Annotated in this window: 17 protein-coding genes; 3 read left to right on the forward strand and 14 right to left on the reverse strand. The window is 57.2% G+C overall.

What is annotated here, in order from left to right; genetic code table 11:
* Nucleotides 1-1,310: 1,310 nt before the first annotated feature.
* The 4 genes from PMI25_RS14850 to PMI25_RS14865 are packed head-to-tail and all read right to left on the reverse strand — an operon-like array spanning nucleotide 1,311 to nucleotide 4,864.
* The gene (locus PMI25_RS14850) at nucleotides 1,311-1,967 is read right to left on the reverse strand and encodes a DUF2931 family protein (RefSeq protein ID WP_007966889.1); all 657 of its coding nucleotides are present in this window, start codon (nucleotides 1,965-1,967) and stop codon (nucleotides 1,311-1,313) included.
* Nucleotides 1,968-1,998: 31 nt separating this feature from the next.
* A complete protein-coding gene (locus PMI25_RS14855; RefSeq protein ID WP_007966887.1) occupies nucleotides 1,999-2,658 on the reverse strand; it encodes a DUF2931 family protein in 660 nt (219 codons plus the stop codon).
* An 11-nt stretch (nucleotides 2,659-2,669) separates the two neighbouring features.
* Nucleotides 2,670-3,323 carry a DUF2931 family protein gene (locus PMI25_RS14860; protein WP_007966885.1) on the reverse strand — a complete coding sequence of 218 codons (654 nt, stop codon included), beginning with the start codon at nucleotides 3,321-3,323 and terminating at the stop codon, nucleotides 2,670-2,672.
* A complete protein-coding gene (locus PMI25_RS14865; protein WP_007966883.1) occupies nucleotides 3,323-4,864 on the reverse strand; it encodes a T6SS phospholipase effector Tle1-like catalytic domain-containing protein in 1,542 nt (513 codons plus the stop codon). The genes PMI25_RS14860 and PMI25_RS14865 overlap by 1 nt, the downstream gene beginning before the upstream one ends.
* A gap of 327 nt (nucleotides 4,865-5,191) precedes the next feature.
* Here PMI25_RS14865 and PMI25_RS14870 point away from each other — a divergent pair, with 327 nt between their 5' ends.
* Nucleotides 5,192-5,953, forward strand: coding sequence for a hypothetical protein (locus PMI25_RS14870; protein WP_007966880.1), 762 nt, complete (start codon nucleotides 5,192-5,194; stop codon nucleotides 5,951-5,953).
* An 84-nt stretch (nucleotides 5,954-6,037) separates the two neighbouring features.
* On the opposite strand, the gene PMI25_RS14875 is transcribed toward PMI25_RS14870, so the two are convergent.
* Nucleotides 6,038-6,400, reverse strand: a complete 363-nt coding sequence (locus tag PMI25_RS14875) for a DUF6124 family protein (RefSeq protein WP_007966878.1) — start codon at nucleotides 6,398-6,400, stop codon at nucleotides 6,038-6,040.
* A gap of 507 nt (nucleotides 6,401-6,907) precedes the next feature.
* On the opposite strand from PMI25_RS14875, the gene PMI25_RS14880 reads away from it, so the two are divergent.
* Nucleotides 6,908-7,447: a thioesterase family protein gene (locus PMI25_RS14880; protein WP_045122070.1), complete on the forward strand. Its 540-nt coding sequence runs from the start codon at nucleotides 6,908-6,910 to the stop codon at nucleotides 7,445-7,447.
* A 239-nt stretch (nucleotides 7,448-7,686) separates the two neighbouring features.
* On the opposite strand, the gene PMI25_RS14885 is transcribed toward PMI25_RS14880, so the two are convergent.
* From PMI25_RS14885 to PMI25_RS14925, 9 genes are all read right to left on the reverse strand, one after another.
* Complete coding sequence (locus PMI25_RS14885; protein WP_007966876.1) at nucleotides 7,687-8,166, reverse strand: GNAT family N-acetyltransferase; 480 nt, start codon at nucleotides 8,164-8,166, stop codon at nucleotides 7,687-7,689.
* A 13-nt stretch (nucleotides 8,167-8,179) separates the two neighbouring features.
* On the reverse strand, nucleotides 8,180-8,392 hold the full coding sequence (locus PMI25_RS14890) for a DUF4287 domain-containing protein (protein WP_007966875.1): 213 nt from the start codon (nucleotides 8,390-8,392) through the stop codon (nucleotides 8,180-8,182).
* Between the two features lie 236 nt (nucleotides 8,393-8,628).
* On the reverse strand, nucleotides 8,629-9,177 hold the full coding sequence (locus tag PMI25_RS14895; RefSeq protein WP_007966874.1) for a cytochrome b: 549 nt from the start codon (nucleotides 9,175-9,177) through the stop codon (nucleotides 8,629-8,631).
* A gap of 171 nt (nucleotides 9,178-9,348) precedes the next feature.
* Nucleotides 9,349-9,927 (reverse strand): LysE family translocator, encoded by a 579-nt coding sequence (locus tag PMI25_RS14900; RefSeq protein WP_007966873.1) that lies wholly within the window; start codon nucleotides 9,925-9,927, stop codon nucleotides 9,349-9,351.
* A 68-nt stretch (nucleotides 9,928-9,995) separates the two neighbouring features.
* A complete protein-coding gene (locus tag PMI25_RS14905) occupies nucleotides 9,996-10,835 on the reverse strand; it encodes an AraC family transcriptional regulator (protein ID WP_007966872.1) in 840 nt (279 codons plus the stop codon).
* A 72-nt stretch (nucleotides 10,836-10,907) separates the two neighbouring features.
* Complete coding sequence (gene arsH / locus PMI25_RS14910) at nucleotides 10,908-11,606, reverse strand: arsenical resistance protein ArsH (protein ID WP_007966871.1); 699 nt, start codon at nucleotides 11,604-11,606, stop codon at nucleotides 10,908-10,910.
* Nucleotides 11,607-11,618: 12 nt separating this feature from the next.
* Nucleotides 11,619-12,089, reverse strand: a complete 471-nt coding sequence (locus PMI25_RS14915) for an arsenate reductase ArsC (RefSeq protein WP_007966870.1) — start codon at nucleotides 12,087-12,089, stop codon at nucleotides 11,619-11,621.
* Nucleotides 12,090-12,114: 25 nt separating this feature from the next.
* Nucleotides 12,115-12,462, reverse strand: coding sequence for a metalloregulator ArsR/SmtB family transcription factor (locus PMI25_RS14920; protein ID WP_007966868.1), 348 nt, complete (start codon nucleotides 12,460-12,462; stop codon nucleotides 12,115-12,117).
* A gap of 100 nt (nucleotides 12,463-12,562) precedes the next feature.
* Nucleotides 12,563-13,447, reverse strand: coding sequence for a LysR family transcriptional regulator (locus PMI25_RS14925; protein ID WP_007966865.1), 885 nt, complete (start codon nucleotides 13,445-13,447; stop codon nucleotides 12,563-12,565).
* A gap of 133 nt (nucleotides 13,448-13,580) precedes the next feature.
* Here PMI25_RS14925 and PMI25_RS14930 point away from each other — a divergent pair, with 133 nt between their 5' ends.
* A complete protein-coding gene (locus tag PMI25_RS14930) occupies nucleotides 13,581-15,233 on the forward strand; it encodes a GMC family oxidoreductase (protein ID WP_007966862.1) in 1,653 nt (550 codons plus the stop codon).
* Nucleotides 15,234-15,366: the final 133 nt, after the last annotated feature.

Genomic DNA, 15,366 nt, shown 5'->3' on the forward strand with positions numbered 1-15,366 from the left:
CCCGTCATTACTTCTCATGATATTTCGTAACTGCCCGCTTATGGCTGCGGATTCAACCGGTCGCTTGCGAACGACCGCTTATGGCCGATTGCTGCCCCGAACGAAAGCCAGTTATAGGTCGGTAGCTGCCGCTTGTGAACCTCCGCTTCTGGCCGATCTCTGCCAGTTTCTCCCTTGTAGCGAAGGGCTGGAACCGACCATGACTATCATTCAGATAATTGACTGTTGAACCAGATGCACCAACATTTATCCAGCCTTCGGCGAGCTGTTAAGCGTTACAGCCATTGGTAGGAAGCGCCGTTGACAAGCTGCTGTCGTGCTTTGTTCGATAGCCATGGGAATCGCGACGCAAGACGAGCATCTGCAAGCGAGCAGCCATCGGCAAAGTCCTTGCTCGCAAGCCAACCTTCTCTCTCTATCGCAGTACCCCAGGCACGCCGCAGTTGTTCGAGGTCATTTGTGTCGAGTGATGGTGCAGATGATATCGACTCATAAAACTCCCATGGCTGCTCCCAGCGATCAAACGCCTCTATTGCTGAAATCAACTTGCGATACGACCTCATTGTGGTACCTAAAGGTTAGAGAAGTGGGCATACGTGGCATCCCCATCGAATGACCCGCTGGCGGCCATTTTCCGTCGGCCTTATCTTAAAATTACTGTTTTGCCACTAGCCTTTGCAAGTACAGCTTTTGGCCGAAAACGGTAGGCCAGGTACGGCGGCTTCCGGCCACGTAGCGGTCAGTCGAAAGTCGTACAAATGCAGTTCAGAATCTGAAAATTCAGCTCGATAATCACCGTGCGTCAGTGCCACTCCCTAAAACAGTGCATGCATTGACGCGCACGCCAAGTCCTCAACTGCCCTCCGCAGAATGAGCATCGAGCATTTTTTTGCTCGCAAAGAGGCCTCATCCGATGGCGGAAATATTCCCAGACAACATTAGGATCAATATTTTCTCGGCGGACTATCTCATCTACTACTGCCTGATCACCCTTCTCGTGGAAAGCCCCGATGATCGCGAGCGTTTCAATTGATGGACAGTAACCAGTAATTGAATCGCCGCATCGAGTACAAACACGTTGACCATAGTCAGTAGTCATAATTCGTTTCAGTGCCTGGAACTGGAGATGACCTTTTTACTAGACGCAGGGTGCAGTGACAACGTCCGCTCTGGGTCGGTTTCGGTCGATTACGACAGACAGCTATTGGCCGAAAGCGAACCTTCGTTGAGCTCAGCATTGACGCGATAGCTGTCAAAAAGGTGACTCACTCAAGACAAACGTCCTGAAAGGCAAGCAAGAGAAGTGTCGCCTACCAACTCCCATACGGAATGCCGTACTTTTCGACATACCGCTTAGCCTTCTCACTTACCGGATAGGCATAACGACCACCGTGCTTCCCTTGTTCCGGCCCCAAAGGCTCTATCTCTCCTTGACCGCGAGAAATCTCAACCGGTTTTCGACATGAATCTCTAACCCATGTTTTGAGCACGCCGCCCGGAGCGAGCCCTACGTAGAGTGACGCCATAAAGCGAGCAGTTTTCTCCGGTGTTTCCGGGCAACGCTGGTGTGTTGACTTCACCATCAGTTGCCTGCCCTCTTCCGGAATTTCGATGAAGCCTTTGTAGGTTTTTTGCTCTGTTATGGATTGCCAGCGGACAAAGATCAGTTTTGGAAGGTCGGCGCCCGTCACAGGTATCCCACTCCCCGACACGGTCCCCCAACTACGGGCAGACTCTGTGCTGATATCGGGCTCTCCGCTGGCTGCAGTGCTCTTGCCAGCTCTAAAGAAGACTCTGTTATTGATGTCTTGGACGGAGCTGTCCTCTACCCAGACCTTCATGTAATTCGGCTGAACGAACACTAATTCCCACCATGGATATTTAGGGTCATTTTCGCCTGTTTCTGGGCCACTGCTTTGGCAGCCGGACAACAATAATGCGCCCAGCAGTGCAATCGTTGCTTTCATTACAAATGATCCATTCAAGTATTTGTCACGACTACCAACTTCCATATGGAATGCCGTACTTGTCGATATACCGCTTAGCCTTTTCACTCACAGGATAGGCGTACCGCCCTTCGTTCTTACCTTGACTCGGCCCCAGTGGCTCAATTTCCGCCTGTGCTCGCGCGACCTTAACTGGGTGATGACATGAGTCTCTTACCCAAACCTGCACGACACCGCCGGGAGCCAGGCCGAGATAAACCGATGCCATGAATCTTGCCTGCCGATCAGGAGTTCGCGGGCAGCGCTGATTGACGGACGTCACCATCAACTGCCTGGCCTCTTCCGGAATATCTACCCATGCTTGCCAGGTTTTCTGTTCGACGATTGATTGCCAACGGACCCAGATGCGAACGGGTAGGTCTGCTCCTATCACCCTCCTCCCGCTGCCGCCAACCCCGCCAGTCCATCCCCGGGCTGACTCTGTTCCATCTTCAGGCTCTCCCCCTGCAGCGGTGCCGCCGCCGGTTTTGTAGAAAATCCGGTTGTTAACGTCTTGAACAGAACTGTTTTCAACCCAGACCTTCATGTAGTCCGGCTCAATAAACGCCAGCTCCCACCATTCGGACTTCGGGTCATTTTTGGCTGAGAGTGGATCAGTTTCTTGGCACCCTGAGATCAGCAAAACGCAAAGTATCGTTATGAGTTGTTTCATTGGCTTAAGGATTACCAACTCCCGTACGGGATGCCGAATTTATCGATATACCGCCTGGACTTTTCGCTGACGGGATACGCATAGCGCCCTTGGTTCTTACCTTGACTAGGCCCCAGCGGTTCGACCTCTGCCTGTGCTCTGGCGACTTTGACAGGATGGTGGCATGAGTCTCGAACCCAGACTTGCACGACACCACCGGGCGCCAGACCCAAGTAGAGAGACGCGTTATAGCGCCCCTCTTGTTCGGGTGTTTTTGCGCAGCGCTGATTGACGGACTCGAGCATGAGTTGTCTGGCTTCCTCTGGGATATCTACCCAGGCCTTGTACGTTTGGGGTTCAACAATTGATTGCCAACGGACATAGATCCGTTTGGGAAGATCCGCACCAACAACACTTTTTCCGGTGCTTCCAACGCCGTGCCAACCACGAGCAGAGTCGGTGCCGTCTTCCGGTTGGCCGCCTGATGCGGATCCTCCGCCAGTGTGCAAGAACGTCTCGCCCTTGATGTCTTCTACGGCGGTGTCCTCTACCCAAACCTTCATGTAATGAGGCTCGGTGAACGCAAGCTCCCACCATGGAGACTTCGGATCATTTTTTGTTGAAAGCGGATCGGCATGACAACCGGTCATGAGGACTGCACAGAGCAGGCTTGTTAGAAGTCTCATCAAAAAAGCGTCCAGTCGGGTACGTGGGGATGTTGTACGCGTATGCCGTCAGGGGTGGGGGCGTTGATGTACACCGCTCTCACACCGCTTCCATCTCTTCGGCCTAGTGGATGGTTCCAGTTTGCGGACGTGTGAATGTACTTGAGTTTGAGCATTCGCTCTTCTTCTGGCGTAGTTCTGTAGTCACCAGAGACAAATCGATCACACATAGCTTGAAGTTCTGACGGTAGCGCCAGATCAGGCGTGTCTGAAATGTCGTTGAACCGAACGCCTTTGTCCTTCGCCATTTTATGCATCACACGCAGATAGACTCGGGACAGCAAGCCACTGACCGGACGCTTGAGCTGTACGGCGGCATACACGTGTTTGACACGTGGGCTCATACGGTCTTGCGGACTGTTCGGCATCAGCAGCGCAGGTGGCGTGACGATTTCCAGCATCTCGGACGGCCAGCCATCCGCGATCCACTGATTTTTTACTGTCACCGCATCGCGGTAAATCGAAGTGGTGAGAACATCCGTTTGGAGAGGGACTTCTAGTGCTTGCATAGGGCTGACAAGCACACATTCCTGCGCTTCGTCGAGATAACTACCTCCGATATCGGAGTGAACACCTGGCAAAGTGATCTCCAGATGAGCAGGTTTTACACGGCTGAGGGCAAAGTTGCCTCGGCATTCATCACGCGCGACCAAATGGACGACATCGGTGAAAAAACGACGATCCAGGTAAAGCTTGATGCCCGTTGCAATGGGGCTTTTCACGTTGCCGAAATTGGACCAGCCAGCTATAGACGGAACTGTATCGAACAGCCCAATAAAGCCCATTCTGATATCGGCATTGTATTGATCAATAAAGGTCTTGCTGAACGCTTCAGGATTGCTACGTAGCACTTCACCTAAGGGACCTTGCTTGCCACGCACGACTTCATTGCAAAAGTGCCGGGCAGCAGCTGCACCCCGGCTAAATCCAAATGTGTCGAAGGTCAGCGAAGTCACTTCGCTACCCGGGTTATCGTTCAAGAGTTCTTTGATACGTAATTTGATCGATGCAAACGAAGACTGAACCCTACTTGCAACTCCGGTCTCACCTCGCCCAGTGCCACCTCCGAAGGTGCTATCTTGCTTACCCGCTTGGGTACCAATGCCCTCTACATAAATCATGCGGAAAGCTTGCTTTCGGAGCCCCTCACCTTCGGCTCCCTCTGGGGCGTCGTAAAGCTCACTCAGTTTTTTAACATTGGTAGGGCCAGCACCATAGCTGCTGTCCGGATCCCCCATATAGGGCTGACAGCTAGCAGGAATATCCTGCGGCGCAATCGGATGCTGCGCACCACACAGCAACCCTGCTGCCGTGTTGTTCGCATTGTTGCCAGTACCATCAAAGAAAACCCCAATCCTCAACGCAATCCCGATTTTCTCGGGCTCGCGCGCAGGCTCTTTCCCATGTTTCTCATACTCAGCCCAACGCTGGGCATGAATATCGACGGGTTTGGCTTCTTCGTAGCGGTAGTTTTTCGGGGGGTTGGGAACGTAGCCACTCAATCCTTGATTCCTTGTTCTGATCCTTGAAGAACGGGCCGAAGGGTGACAGCCGAGGCTTGGAGGCGCAAGGCGTGGCTCTGTGCCAGCACAGTTGAGAAAACCGTCTGTGTCGAAGGCTTCGCTGACGTAGGCAAGAATGGATTCGGTGTCGTACTTCAGATCATTTTTTAGCTTCAGAAAAGTCAGCCCAGCCCCCAATTAATGAGACCTACATTTAACGACCACCCACTGGATGACAGCACCATATCTGCATCTATGCCTGTAGCAAAATAAATCTCTGCCGATAAGGAGAACTACCGAATTTTCGAAGAACAAAGGAGCACTAACATGGGGTACGATCCGATCATGCAAATGATGTTAATTGCATGCATCATCGCAGTAAGCATAGCCTTTCTATACTATGTTTTTTACTGGTGGCTTGTCAGGAAAACCAAGTACCTTCCGACGCGCCTGGATGATATTGGTTGGAAAAAAGCTGATTATTGGTGGATTACAATTGGAGCTTTTGGATTTGTCATCCAATCAATCCAAGCGGGAACAGCGATCAATCAATCCACTATAAACATGGAAGAAAGCATCGGTCGGCTCACGAGCCAAAATCTCAACATGGCAGCTGCGAGGCTTAGCGACCCCCCGATTTGTCTCCCACCGTCAGCAAACAATCACGTGACAGCTCTTTCCAAAGAGCTGGCTTCGGCGTGCGAGGAGTTTAGAAAAATCAGACCTGATGAGCCGACTAAAACGCAAATTGACTTGAAAATCGTCCGTTATTTTACCGATGAGAACAAAGGAATAATTAGATTTAACAACCCTTTGATAAAAGAAAGATTTGACGACCTAATCCAAGATCACGCCAAATATGTAATACAAAGCGACTCAATTGAGAAAGCAAGATCCGACTTCAGGCACTTCGAAAAAATCTTTGACATAATAAAATACGCAGCGTCAATTTTACTCGGTGCGGCAATCGCGTTGAGACTTGCAAAAGTCACGGGAGAAATAAGACTTAAAACAGACCCGATAAAAGAACAGCCACCCACAGATATAGCACTAGAGCGACCTGAAAAAGAACAAATACAGTTTGATTAATAGCTGACGGACAAAAACAACTTTTAGTAACCGGCAGCACTCCACTGTGGCGACGCTTACACCTTCGCCACAGTTGGCTAATGCCTATCCCTGTAATTCGACGTTGTCGAGGGCCTGGTTTACGGCGAGTTCGCCGAGCATGACGACTTGGGCGATGCCCAGTGCGGTTTTGCGGTGGGAGGTGTCGAGCATGGCGGCGAAGTTGTTGAGCATTTCGCTGGCGGAGCCGAGGGTTTCGCTGGCGTTGGCGAGCAGGGATTCGGTGTCGCACTTCGGGTTGGCGAGGTACATGGGTTCGGGTTTGTGGGGGCTGGCCATGATTTGGGTGGCCGGGGACAGGTAATGGTCGAGGGCGCGTTCGGCGGCTTCGTGGAGTTTTTTCGAATCGAGGGATTCGTAGGGGGATGCGAGGTCGGTTTCTGGCGGGTTGGGTGTTGGTTTGATCATGGTGAAGCTCCTACGTCAAAAAAGGGAGCCATCACTCTCGCTACCAAACGAGGGTGGCGGCCATGCGCAGGTTGGTAGACCGGGACGTAGAAAACCGGCGCGCCCGAAGACGCCCTGTGCATGACCACCATAAAGCCGTGTCGAACAGACACTGCAAATCATGATGCTTATGCAATCTACGAGAACTCAGGGCTACCAAACCCGATCACTGATTTTCAGTGACCGACAGACGATAGAACCCGCGCTCTAGACGCACAAGCCGGCGGATTCTGGCGTACTCGTAGGCGATGGCGCAAGGCGTTGTAGGGCTTCGGTGGTAACGGCAGGCTTCATATAAACATCCCGATTATTTCCTGTTTATCCGCCGGTTGAACGGGCTACCGATCCAGCACCCACCCGGCAATGATCGGAATGCACTGTTCCGTCCAAAAAAGTCATTTACGCACCTACCTCGCCATCGCCCGGCTCGCTAGAGTGCAGCGCTCTTTTCAACTGGCTGACGTACTGATGAATCTGTGGTTTCGATTGCTCTGCATGCTTTTTCGCCGACCGTGGCGCAAGCCGGTCAATGCGCTGGAATCCACCGTGATCCGCATGCGCGTGTGGCCGCTGGATCTCGATTTGAATCGGCATGTCACCAATGGTCGCTACTTCACCATGGCTGATGTCGGGCGCATGGATTTTGTGTTGCGCAGTGGCGCGTTTCGGGTGGCGTTGCGCGCTAAAGCGTTGCCGATCGTTGGCGATACGTGGGGCAAATTTCGGCGTGAGCTGAAGCTGTTTGAAACGTTTGAAATTCACAGCCGGATGCTTGGCTGGGACGACAAATGGAGCTTCATGGAGCATCGCTTCGTGAGCAAGGGACGGGTGATCGGTGTGGTGGTCATGCGTGGGCTGTTTCGTTCGGCGAAAGGCACGATTGCGCCGGGTGAGTTTGTCAGGGAGTTGGGGCTGCCTGAACAGTCGCCGGAGATGCCGGAGTGGTTGACGTCGTGGTCGGCGAGTTGTGATCTGATGAGTCGTCAGCTTAGGGGTGAGGAGGTTTGAGTCATCGGGTGCCTGGATGATCGTGTTTATGGATGCAGTGCGGTGTCGTTTGGGCTGGCGTCTTCGCGAGCAAGCTCGCTCCCACAGGTTCGCGGTCAGGCTCGGGAACTCGTTTTGACTGGGCTGGCGTCTTCGCTAGCAGGCTAGCTCCCACAGGTTCTGCGCAAGGCTCGGGAGGGCGTTTGGCCGGGCTGGCGCCATCGCGGGCAAGCCCGGCTCCCACAGGGGTTGGGGGATGGCTATTGCCGGTGGCGGGTCATATTGATCAACGCCACACGCCTGCCACCCGGCGCCGCGCGTTCCTCGATGGAGAACGGGACAAACCCGAGTTTCGGATAAAGCAGCAACCCCGCCGTGTTTTCGTTGAAGCACGAAAGCTGCACTTCCCTGGCCTGATACTTTTCGAAACCGACCGCAGTCATGGTTTCGACGATGTAGCGAGCGACGCCCTGGCCACGGGCGTAAGGCGCGACGATGACGTTGCCGATGCAGCAGATGCCGTCGTGCTCGGCACGGTAGAAGTTGGCGAAGCCGACGAGCTCGCCGTTGGCCAGAAAAGCCGTGGAGTCGAAGCGCTGGCTGATCGCGGTGTGCATCTGTTCTTCCGTCAGCGGGTACTGCGCTTTCGGGAACATGAAGTACAACTCTTGAACGCCCTGCGGAAAGCCGCACAGGGTTTTGACGTCGTCGGCCGTCACTGGCCGGTGGGAGAAATTCATCGCTGCCCTGCCCTCACTTTTTAACCGTCAGATGATGCGCAACCAAGGCGTTGGCATGACCGTGGCCCATGCCGTGTTCCTCCTTGAGCCACGCCACCAGCTCCATGTGCTTCTTGTCGGTGATGCCGGCGAGCAGGTTCAGCCAGTGATTGATGGGCTGGCCGTATTTCTTTTCGATGGAGGGGAAGTACGACGCTGGGCCTTTTACCTTGTTGTCTTCGCTCATGCTGCAAGCTCCCATGGGGCACGACGGAGGGTCGGCGACGCTCCTTGTCGGCATGCCATAGAGTGGACGCGAAGTACGATTCCAGCAACTTTCCCGTCCTGCCAGACACCACAAAAAACTGTGGGAGCGAGCTTGCTCGCGAAGGGGCCGTGTCAGCCGACATCATCAGTGGCTGATACTCCGCCTTCGCGAGCAAGCTCGCTCCCACAGGGATTGCGGGTTGAAGGAGGTCAGGGTTATTCGGTGCGCCCCGGCAACATCCGCACCAGCGTGTTATCCCGCACCCAGTAGTGGTGAAACAGCCCCGCCGCCGCGTGCAAGCCGATCAGCCAGTAGCCGGCGCTGCCCAGCGTTTCATGCCAGTACTTGAGCTGTTTGGCGAAGTCCGGGTCGATCGCCACCGGTGCCGGGACGTGGAAGCCGAAGTACGGGAACGGTTTGTCGGCGGCAGCGAGCATCAGCCAGGCGAGGATCGGCGTGGCGATCATCAGCACGTACAGCGCCAGGTGCATCAGGTGCGAGATGCCGGTCTGCCAGGCTGGCGGCTTCGGAGTGATCGGCGGGCGTGGGGTCAGGCGGCCGAGCAGGCGCACCCACACCAGCACGAAAATGCTCGTGCCGAACAGACCGTGGAAGCCCATCAGCAGGCCGCGCGCTTCGCTGCCCTTGGGCATGAAGCCCTTGATTTCGACGCAGGCGTAGACGCCGACAAACAACGCCAGCATCAGCCAGTGCAGGGTGATTGAGAGTTTTCCATATCGGGTGACGGCGGTGTCGCGAGTCATAAAGTGCCTCGTGATTGTCGTGAGCGACGGTCTCGTCGCAATGGCAGGGCGAACCGATTGCACCACCCTGCCCTCGCAGCCTCAAGACCCTGCAGATTGCCCGCTCATTATCCTCACTTCACCTGCAAATTTTGTGAAAAAAACCTCTGCTCTCTCACTCAAACCATCGCCTCAGTTGTGCAGCAACGCAGCGGCGGATGACACCACCAGCAACACCGCCAGAATCCGGTTCAGCCACTGCAACTGTGCCGGATTGCTCAGCCAGCGCGCAGCACCGCGACCGAGCAACGCCCACAGCGCCAGGCACGGCAACGACACCAGAAAGAACGCCAGGCACAACGCGTTCAAGCCCTGCCCTTGCGCGGTAAACACGCTGATCACGGCAATCGCCATCATCCACGACTTGGGATTGACCCATTGCAACAGCGCGGCGCCGAGCAGGCCCAGCTCGGGTTTTTCCTCACCGGCAGCGGGATCGATGGCAGTGGCCGGCGCCGTGAAAATTTGCCACGCCAGCCAGAGCATCCAGCCCATCCCCAGAGCACTGATCACCGGGCGCACGCCGGGCAGCATCAGCGTACTGGCGCCAGCCCCGGCCACCCAAACCAACGACGCGGCGCCCGCCCCCGCGCCGAGAATGATCGGCAGGCACGGTCGCCAGCCGCGTCGAGCGCTGGTACTGAGGACAATGAGATTGGTCGGCCCCGGGGTGATCGAGGCAACGAAGGCAAAGAGGATGAACGCAAGCATGGCACGGCCCTGTAGAAAGTCAGGGCCTACTGTGATGGCTGAGCAGCGTGGTGGTCTTGAACGTTTGTTCAGCGTCGAAACGTGCCAATGGCGCGCTGCTGATAGGCGCCCGGCGTGATGCCGTAGGCACGCACGAACCAGCGGCCCAGATGGCTTTGGTCGGCGAAACCGAGGCGACTGGCGACGTCCACTGGCTGCATGCCGGCGGCAAGCATCTGTCGGCCACGGCTGAGGCGCAGCTGGATCAGCCACGCGTGCGGCGCGAGTCCATAAGCGGCCTTGAACGCGCGGGTCAGGCGGAAACGGTCGGTGCCGCAGACGTCGGCCAGGGTTTGCAGGCTGATGTCCTGCTCGTGGTAGGCCACCAGGTAATCGCGTGCCTGCCGGGCGATCAATGGCGCGCGGGATACGGTGGTTGGTTGCGGTCGCCGGTACAGGTGAATCGCCAGTCGCTCCAGCAACGCATCGAGCGCCACATCGCGCACCATGCGCACGTCCTGCTTATGCAGTGCGTTAAAGGCAAACAAGGTGGCGCGAGCCAGTTCGGGATCATCGTTGAGCACACTGCCGATCCCCGGCAAGCCGCTGCCATAACTGCCCAGATGCAAACCGTCCAGCGCCTGCTCCAGCCATGCCGGTTGCAGGTAGAGCATGCGATAGGTGAAACCGTCCGGGCTCGGCGCATCGCCGTCATGAATGTCGCCAGGCTCAAGCATGAAGACCTTGCCCGGCGTGCTGTCATGCCGCGCCCGACGGCTGTTGAAGCGCTGCACGCCTTGCTCGGTGAAGCCGATCAGGTAGGTTTCGTGCCAGTGCGGATCGTAGGCATGCGCGTGCCCGGCGAAATGCGCGTGCAGGGTTTCGATGCCGGTTTCCCGGTCGCGGGCAAGGTCGATCCAGTTGCTCATGGCTTGAATACGGTGATGGGCTGGGGCCAGTAATCCACAATTGGCGGGTTGAGGCTAGAAGGTTTGTGCATTTCAGATCGAGCGCTGATTGACCCGCGCCATCAGTTGCTCAGCACTTTCCTTGCGTTCGGAATAGCGATCCACCAGAAAATCCTGGCGTTCGCGTAGCAGCACGGTGAACTTCACCAGCTCTTCCATCACATCGACCACGCGATCATAAAACGCTGACGGTTTCATCCGCCCTGCCTCGTCGAATTCCGTGAACGCCTTGGGCACCGAAGACTGATTGGGGATGGTGAACATGCGCATCCAGCGCCCCAGCACGCGCAGTTGATTGACCACGTTGAACGACTGCGAACCGCCGCAGACCTGCATCACCGCGAGGGTTTTGCCCTGGGTCGGACGTACCGCGCCGAGCTCCAGCGGAATCCAGTCGATCTGCGCCTTGAACACCGCCGACATCGCACCGTGGCGTTCCGGCGAACACCAGACCTGACCTTCCGACCACAGTACCAGCTCGCGCAGTTCCTGGACTTTGGGATGGTCGACCGGGGCGTCATCCGGCAACGGCAAACCGGACGGATTGAAGATGCGCGTCTCGGCACCGAAGTGCTCCAGCAAGCGTGCGGCCTCCTCCACCAGCAGACGGCTGAAGGAGCGTTCGCGGGTCGAACCGTAGAGCAGCAGGATGCGTGGTTTGTGTTCGTGCGAAGGTGATGTGATCCGGCCTTCGAACAGCGTGTGATCAAGATTGGGCAGGTGCTCTGACATACGTCCTCCGGCTCAGAGGGAGCCGATGCGATCGAGTTCGCGCTGAAGCTCAGCGCGGCTGAGTGTTTTGAAAGGAAGACCGAGGAAGGTTGCACAGCGGCGCTCGATGATCGCCAGCGTGGCACGGAACGCGGCATCCACTGCGGCTTCGTCACCCGTCACATCGGAGGGATCTTCCAGCCCCCAATGGCATTTGATCGCCGGGCCGAAATACACCGGGCAGGTTTCGCCCGCTGCCTTGTCGCAGACAGTGATGACGATGTCCGGCGGGTTGCTTTCGAAGGCGTCGTTGCCCTTGCTGTACAAACCGTCGATGGAGATACCGGCCTGTTGCAGCGTCGTCAGGCTGCGCGGCAACACTTGGCCCTTGGGGAAACTGCCGGCGCTCACCGCCTCGAAACCCTCGCACGCCAGATGATTGAACATGGCTTCGGAAAGGATGCTGCGGCAGCTGTTGGCCGTGCACATGAACAGGACACGCATGGATAGCTCCGGGGATATTAGAAGTTCAGCAGCACGCGATTTCGCGGGCAGGACGGCCGTCCATGTTGTGCAGGCGACAGGCATTGTCCTTGAGCCAGTCGGCGTTGGCCGTCGCGGTAATCTTGAGGATCTGGTGAACCCAATCCGGCAGATCCGGGTTGAGCCGGTAATAGACCCACTGGCCCTGACGGCGATCGAGCAACAACCCATTGCTGCGCAGTTGCGCGAGGTGGCGGCTGATTTTCGGCTGGCTGTCGTCGAGGGCGCACATCAGCTCGCAGACACATAGCTCACCCTGCTCGGCAATCAGCAAGGTGGCGCGGGCACGGGTTTCGTCGGCCAGGCTTTTGAACAGTTCGGTGGGGGTGAGCATGGAAGCGGGCTCGAACATATGGAAAACCGAATATACGGATATCCATATATTATTCAACCCCAGATTCAAGCCACACCGCAGCCCCCCTGTGGGAGCGGGACTATCCGCGTAACAGGCCCTGCTCCGCCTCGCAAAGGCCGACGACGTAATCCCAGACCACCCGCAGCCGCACCGACTTGTGCAGCTCGCGCCGGGTGCTGATCCAGTAGCTGCGTTCGATGCTGTCATCCGGCAACAACGCCACCAGATCCGGATCCGACGCGGCCATGTAGCAAGGCAGCACGGCAATGCCCAATCCCGAGCGCGCCGCTTCCTGCTGGGCGATGACGCTGGTGCTATGGAACACCACGCGCGGACTGCGGCAGAAGCTGTTGAGGAACATCAGTTCCTGACTGAACAGCAGGTCATCGACATAACCGATCCACGCATGCCGCCCAAGGTCTTCGCGGCTGCGCAATGGCGGCGCATTGTCGAGGTAGCGTTGGCTGGCATAGAGCGCCAACCGATAGTCGGTGAGCTTGCGCGTGACCAGCATGTCCGCCGCCGGACGCTCCAGATGAATGCTGATTTCCGCCTCGCGGTTGAGGATGCTGACAAAGCGCGGCACAGCGACCAGTTCCACCTCCAGCCCCGGATAGCGTTCGAACAGGCCGATCATACGGCTGGCGAGAAACTTGATCCCCAGCCCTTCGGTGACGCCGACGCGGATCTTGCCCAGCGGTGCGGTGGACTGGGTGATTTCTTCCTGGGCCAGCAGCGCGACATTTTCCATGGCTTCGGCATGCTTGAGCAGCGCCTCGCCTGCCGGGGTCATTTCATAGCCTTGGGCGTGCTGGACGAACAGCGCGGTACCGAGGCTTTTTTCGATCGCCTCGATGTGTCGCGCCACCGTGGCGTGAGTGGTGTTCAAGCGCCGGGCAGCGGTAAGCAGGCGGCCGCTGCGTTGCAACTCCAGAAAGAACCGCAGGTCGTTCCAGTCGAACATGGGGTGTCCTTGTCAGCTATGGTCAATCCAGGCTGTTTGAAAACGCACAGCGGCTGCGCAAAAACTAACATTCTTTTAACGAAAGCTAACAACTAGAGTGTCCGACAATAAAAACAAAAAGCGAGGTCAGGGAATGCAGACTTCCCTTGAAGAATTCGACTACATCGTGGTCGGCGCCGGCCCTGCCGGGTGCCTGCTGGCCAATCGACTGTCGGCGGATAAACAGCAGCGGGTGTTGCTGCTCGAAGCTGGCGGGCGCGACAACTACGCATGGATTCACATCCCCGTGGGTTACCTGTTCTGCATCGGCAACCCGCGCACTGACTGGTGCTTCAAGACCGAAGCGCAGCCCGGCCTGCAAGGCCGCAGCCTGAGCTACCCACGCGGCAAAGTGCTCGGTGGCTGCTCCTCGATCAACGGCATGATCTACATGCGCGGTCAGGCCGGCGACTATGACGGCTGGGCCGCCGAGGGCAATTCGGGCTGGGCCTGGAACGACGTGCTGCCGCTGTTCAAACAGAGCGAAAATCACTTTGCCGGCGCCGCTGAATTTCACGGTGCCCAGGGTGAATGGCGGGTCGAGCAACAGCGCCTGTCGTGGCCGATTCTCGAAGCGTTTCGCAGCGCCGCCGAGCAGAGCGGCATCGCCAGCATCGATGACTTCAATCAGGGCGACAACGAGGGTTGCGGCTACTTTCAGGTCAACCAGAAGGCCGGGGTGCGCTGGAACGCGGCCAAGGCTTTTCTCAAACCGGTTCGCGAGCGGGCCAATCTGACGGTGCTGACCGGGGTTGAGGTTGATCGCGTGCTATTGGAAAACGGTCGCGCATCGAAGGTCAGCGCACGTCACGAAGGTCGGGTGAAAAGCTTCAAGGCGCGCAAGGAAATCATCCTCTGCGCCGGCGCCGTCGGCTCGCCGAGCATTCTGCAGCGTTCCGGGATCGGCCCGCGTCCGTTACTGGAACGCCTCGGCATCGGGGTGATTCATGAGCTGCCGGGGGTCGGCGGCAATCTGCAGGATCACCTGCAACTGCGCCTGATCTACAAACTGCAGAACGCTCGGAGCCTGAATCAGATCGCCGGCAGCGTGTGGGGCAAGATGGGCATGGGCCTGCGTTATCTGTATGACCGCAGCGGGCCGTTGTCAATGGCGCCTAGTCAGCTCGGAGCATTTGCCCGATCCGGGCCGGAGCAGACTTCCGCCAACCTTGAGTATCACGTGCAGCCGCTGTCGCTGGAGCGCTTTGGCGAGCCGTTGCACAGCTTTCCGGCGTTCACCGCGTCGGTGTGTGATCTGCGTCCGCAGAGCCGTGGGCGCATCGACATCCGTTCGGCAGACCCGCAGGAAGCACCGCTGATTCAACCGAATTACCTCAGCCATCCCGAAGACCTGCGCGTGGCCGCCGATGCGATCCGCCTGACCCGCCGCATCGTCAGCGCCCCGGCCCTGCAAGCGTTCAAACCGGTGGAATATCTGCCCGGCGACAGCCTGCAAAGCGAGGAGCAATTGCACGAAGCGGCGGCGCGCATCGGCACGACGATTTTTCACCCGGTCGGCACCTGCCGCATGGGCAATGACGCTGAAGCGGTGGTCGATGCGCAACTGCGCGTGCATGGCGTGCCCGGCCTGCGCATCGCCGACGCGTCGATCATGCCGCGGATTACCTCGGGCAACACCTGTTCGCCTACGCTGATGATTGCCGAGAAGGCGGCGCAGATGATCCTCAACCCAACCGCTCCGAACTCAACCCTTGTAGGAGTGAGCCTGCTCGCGATGACGGAATAAAATTCAACATTTCCGTTGGCTGATACACCGCCATCGCGAGCAGGCTCACTCCTACAGGAACTGCGTCAACTCAAGACTCAACCGGACACGCAACACCAGTGGAACAACAAAAACAATCACTGTGAGGGATACC

The sequence above is a fragment of the Pseudomonas sp. GM30 genome (genome assembly GCF_000282275.2).
GTDB lineage: Bacteria > Pseudomonadota > Gammaproteobacteria > Pseudomonadales > Pseudomonadaceae > Aquipseudomonas.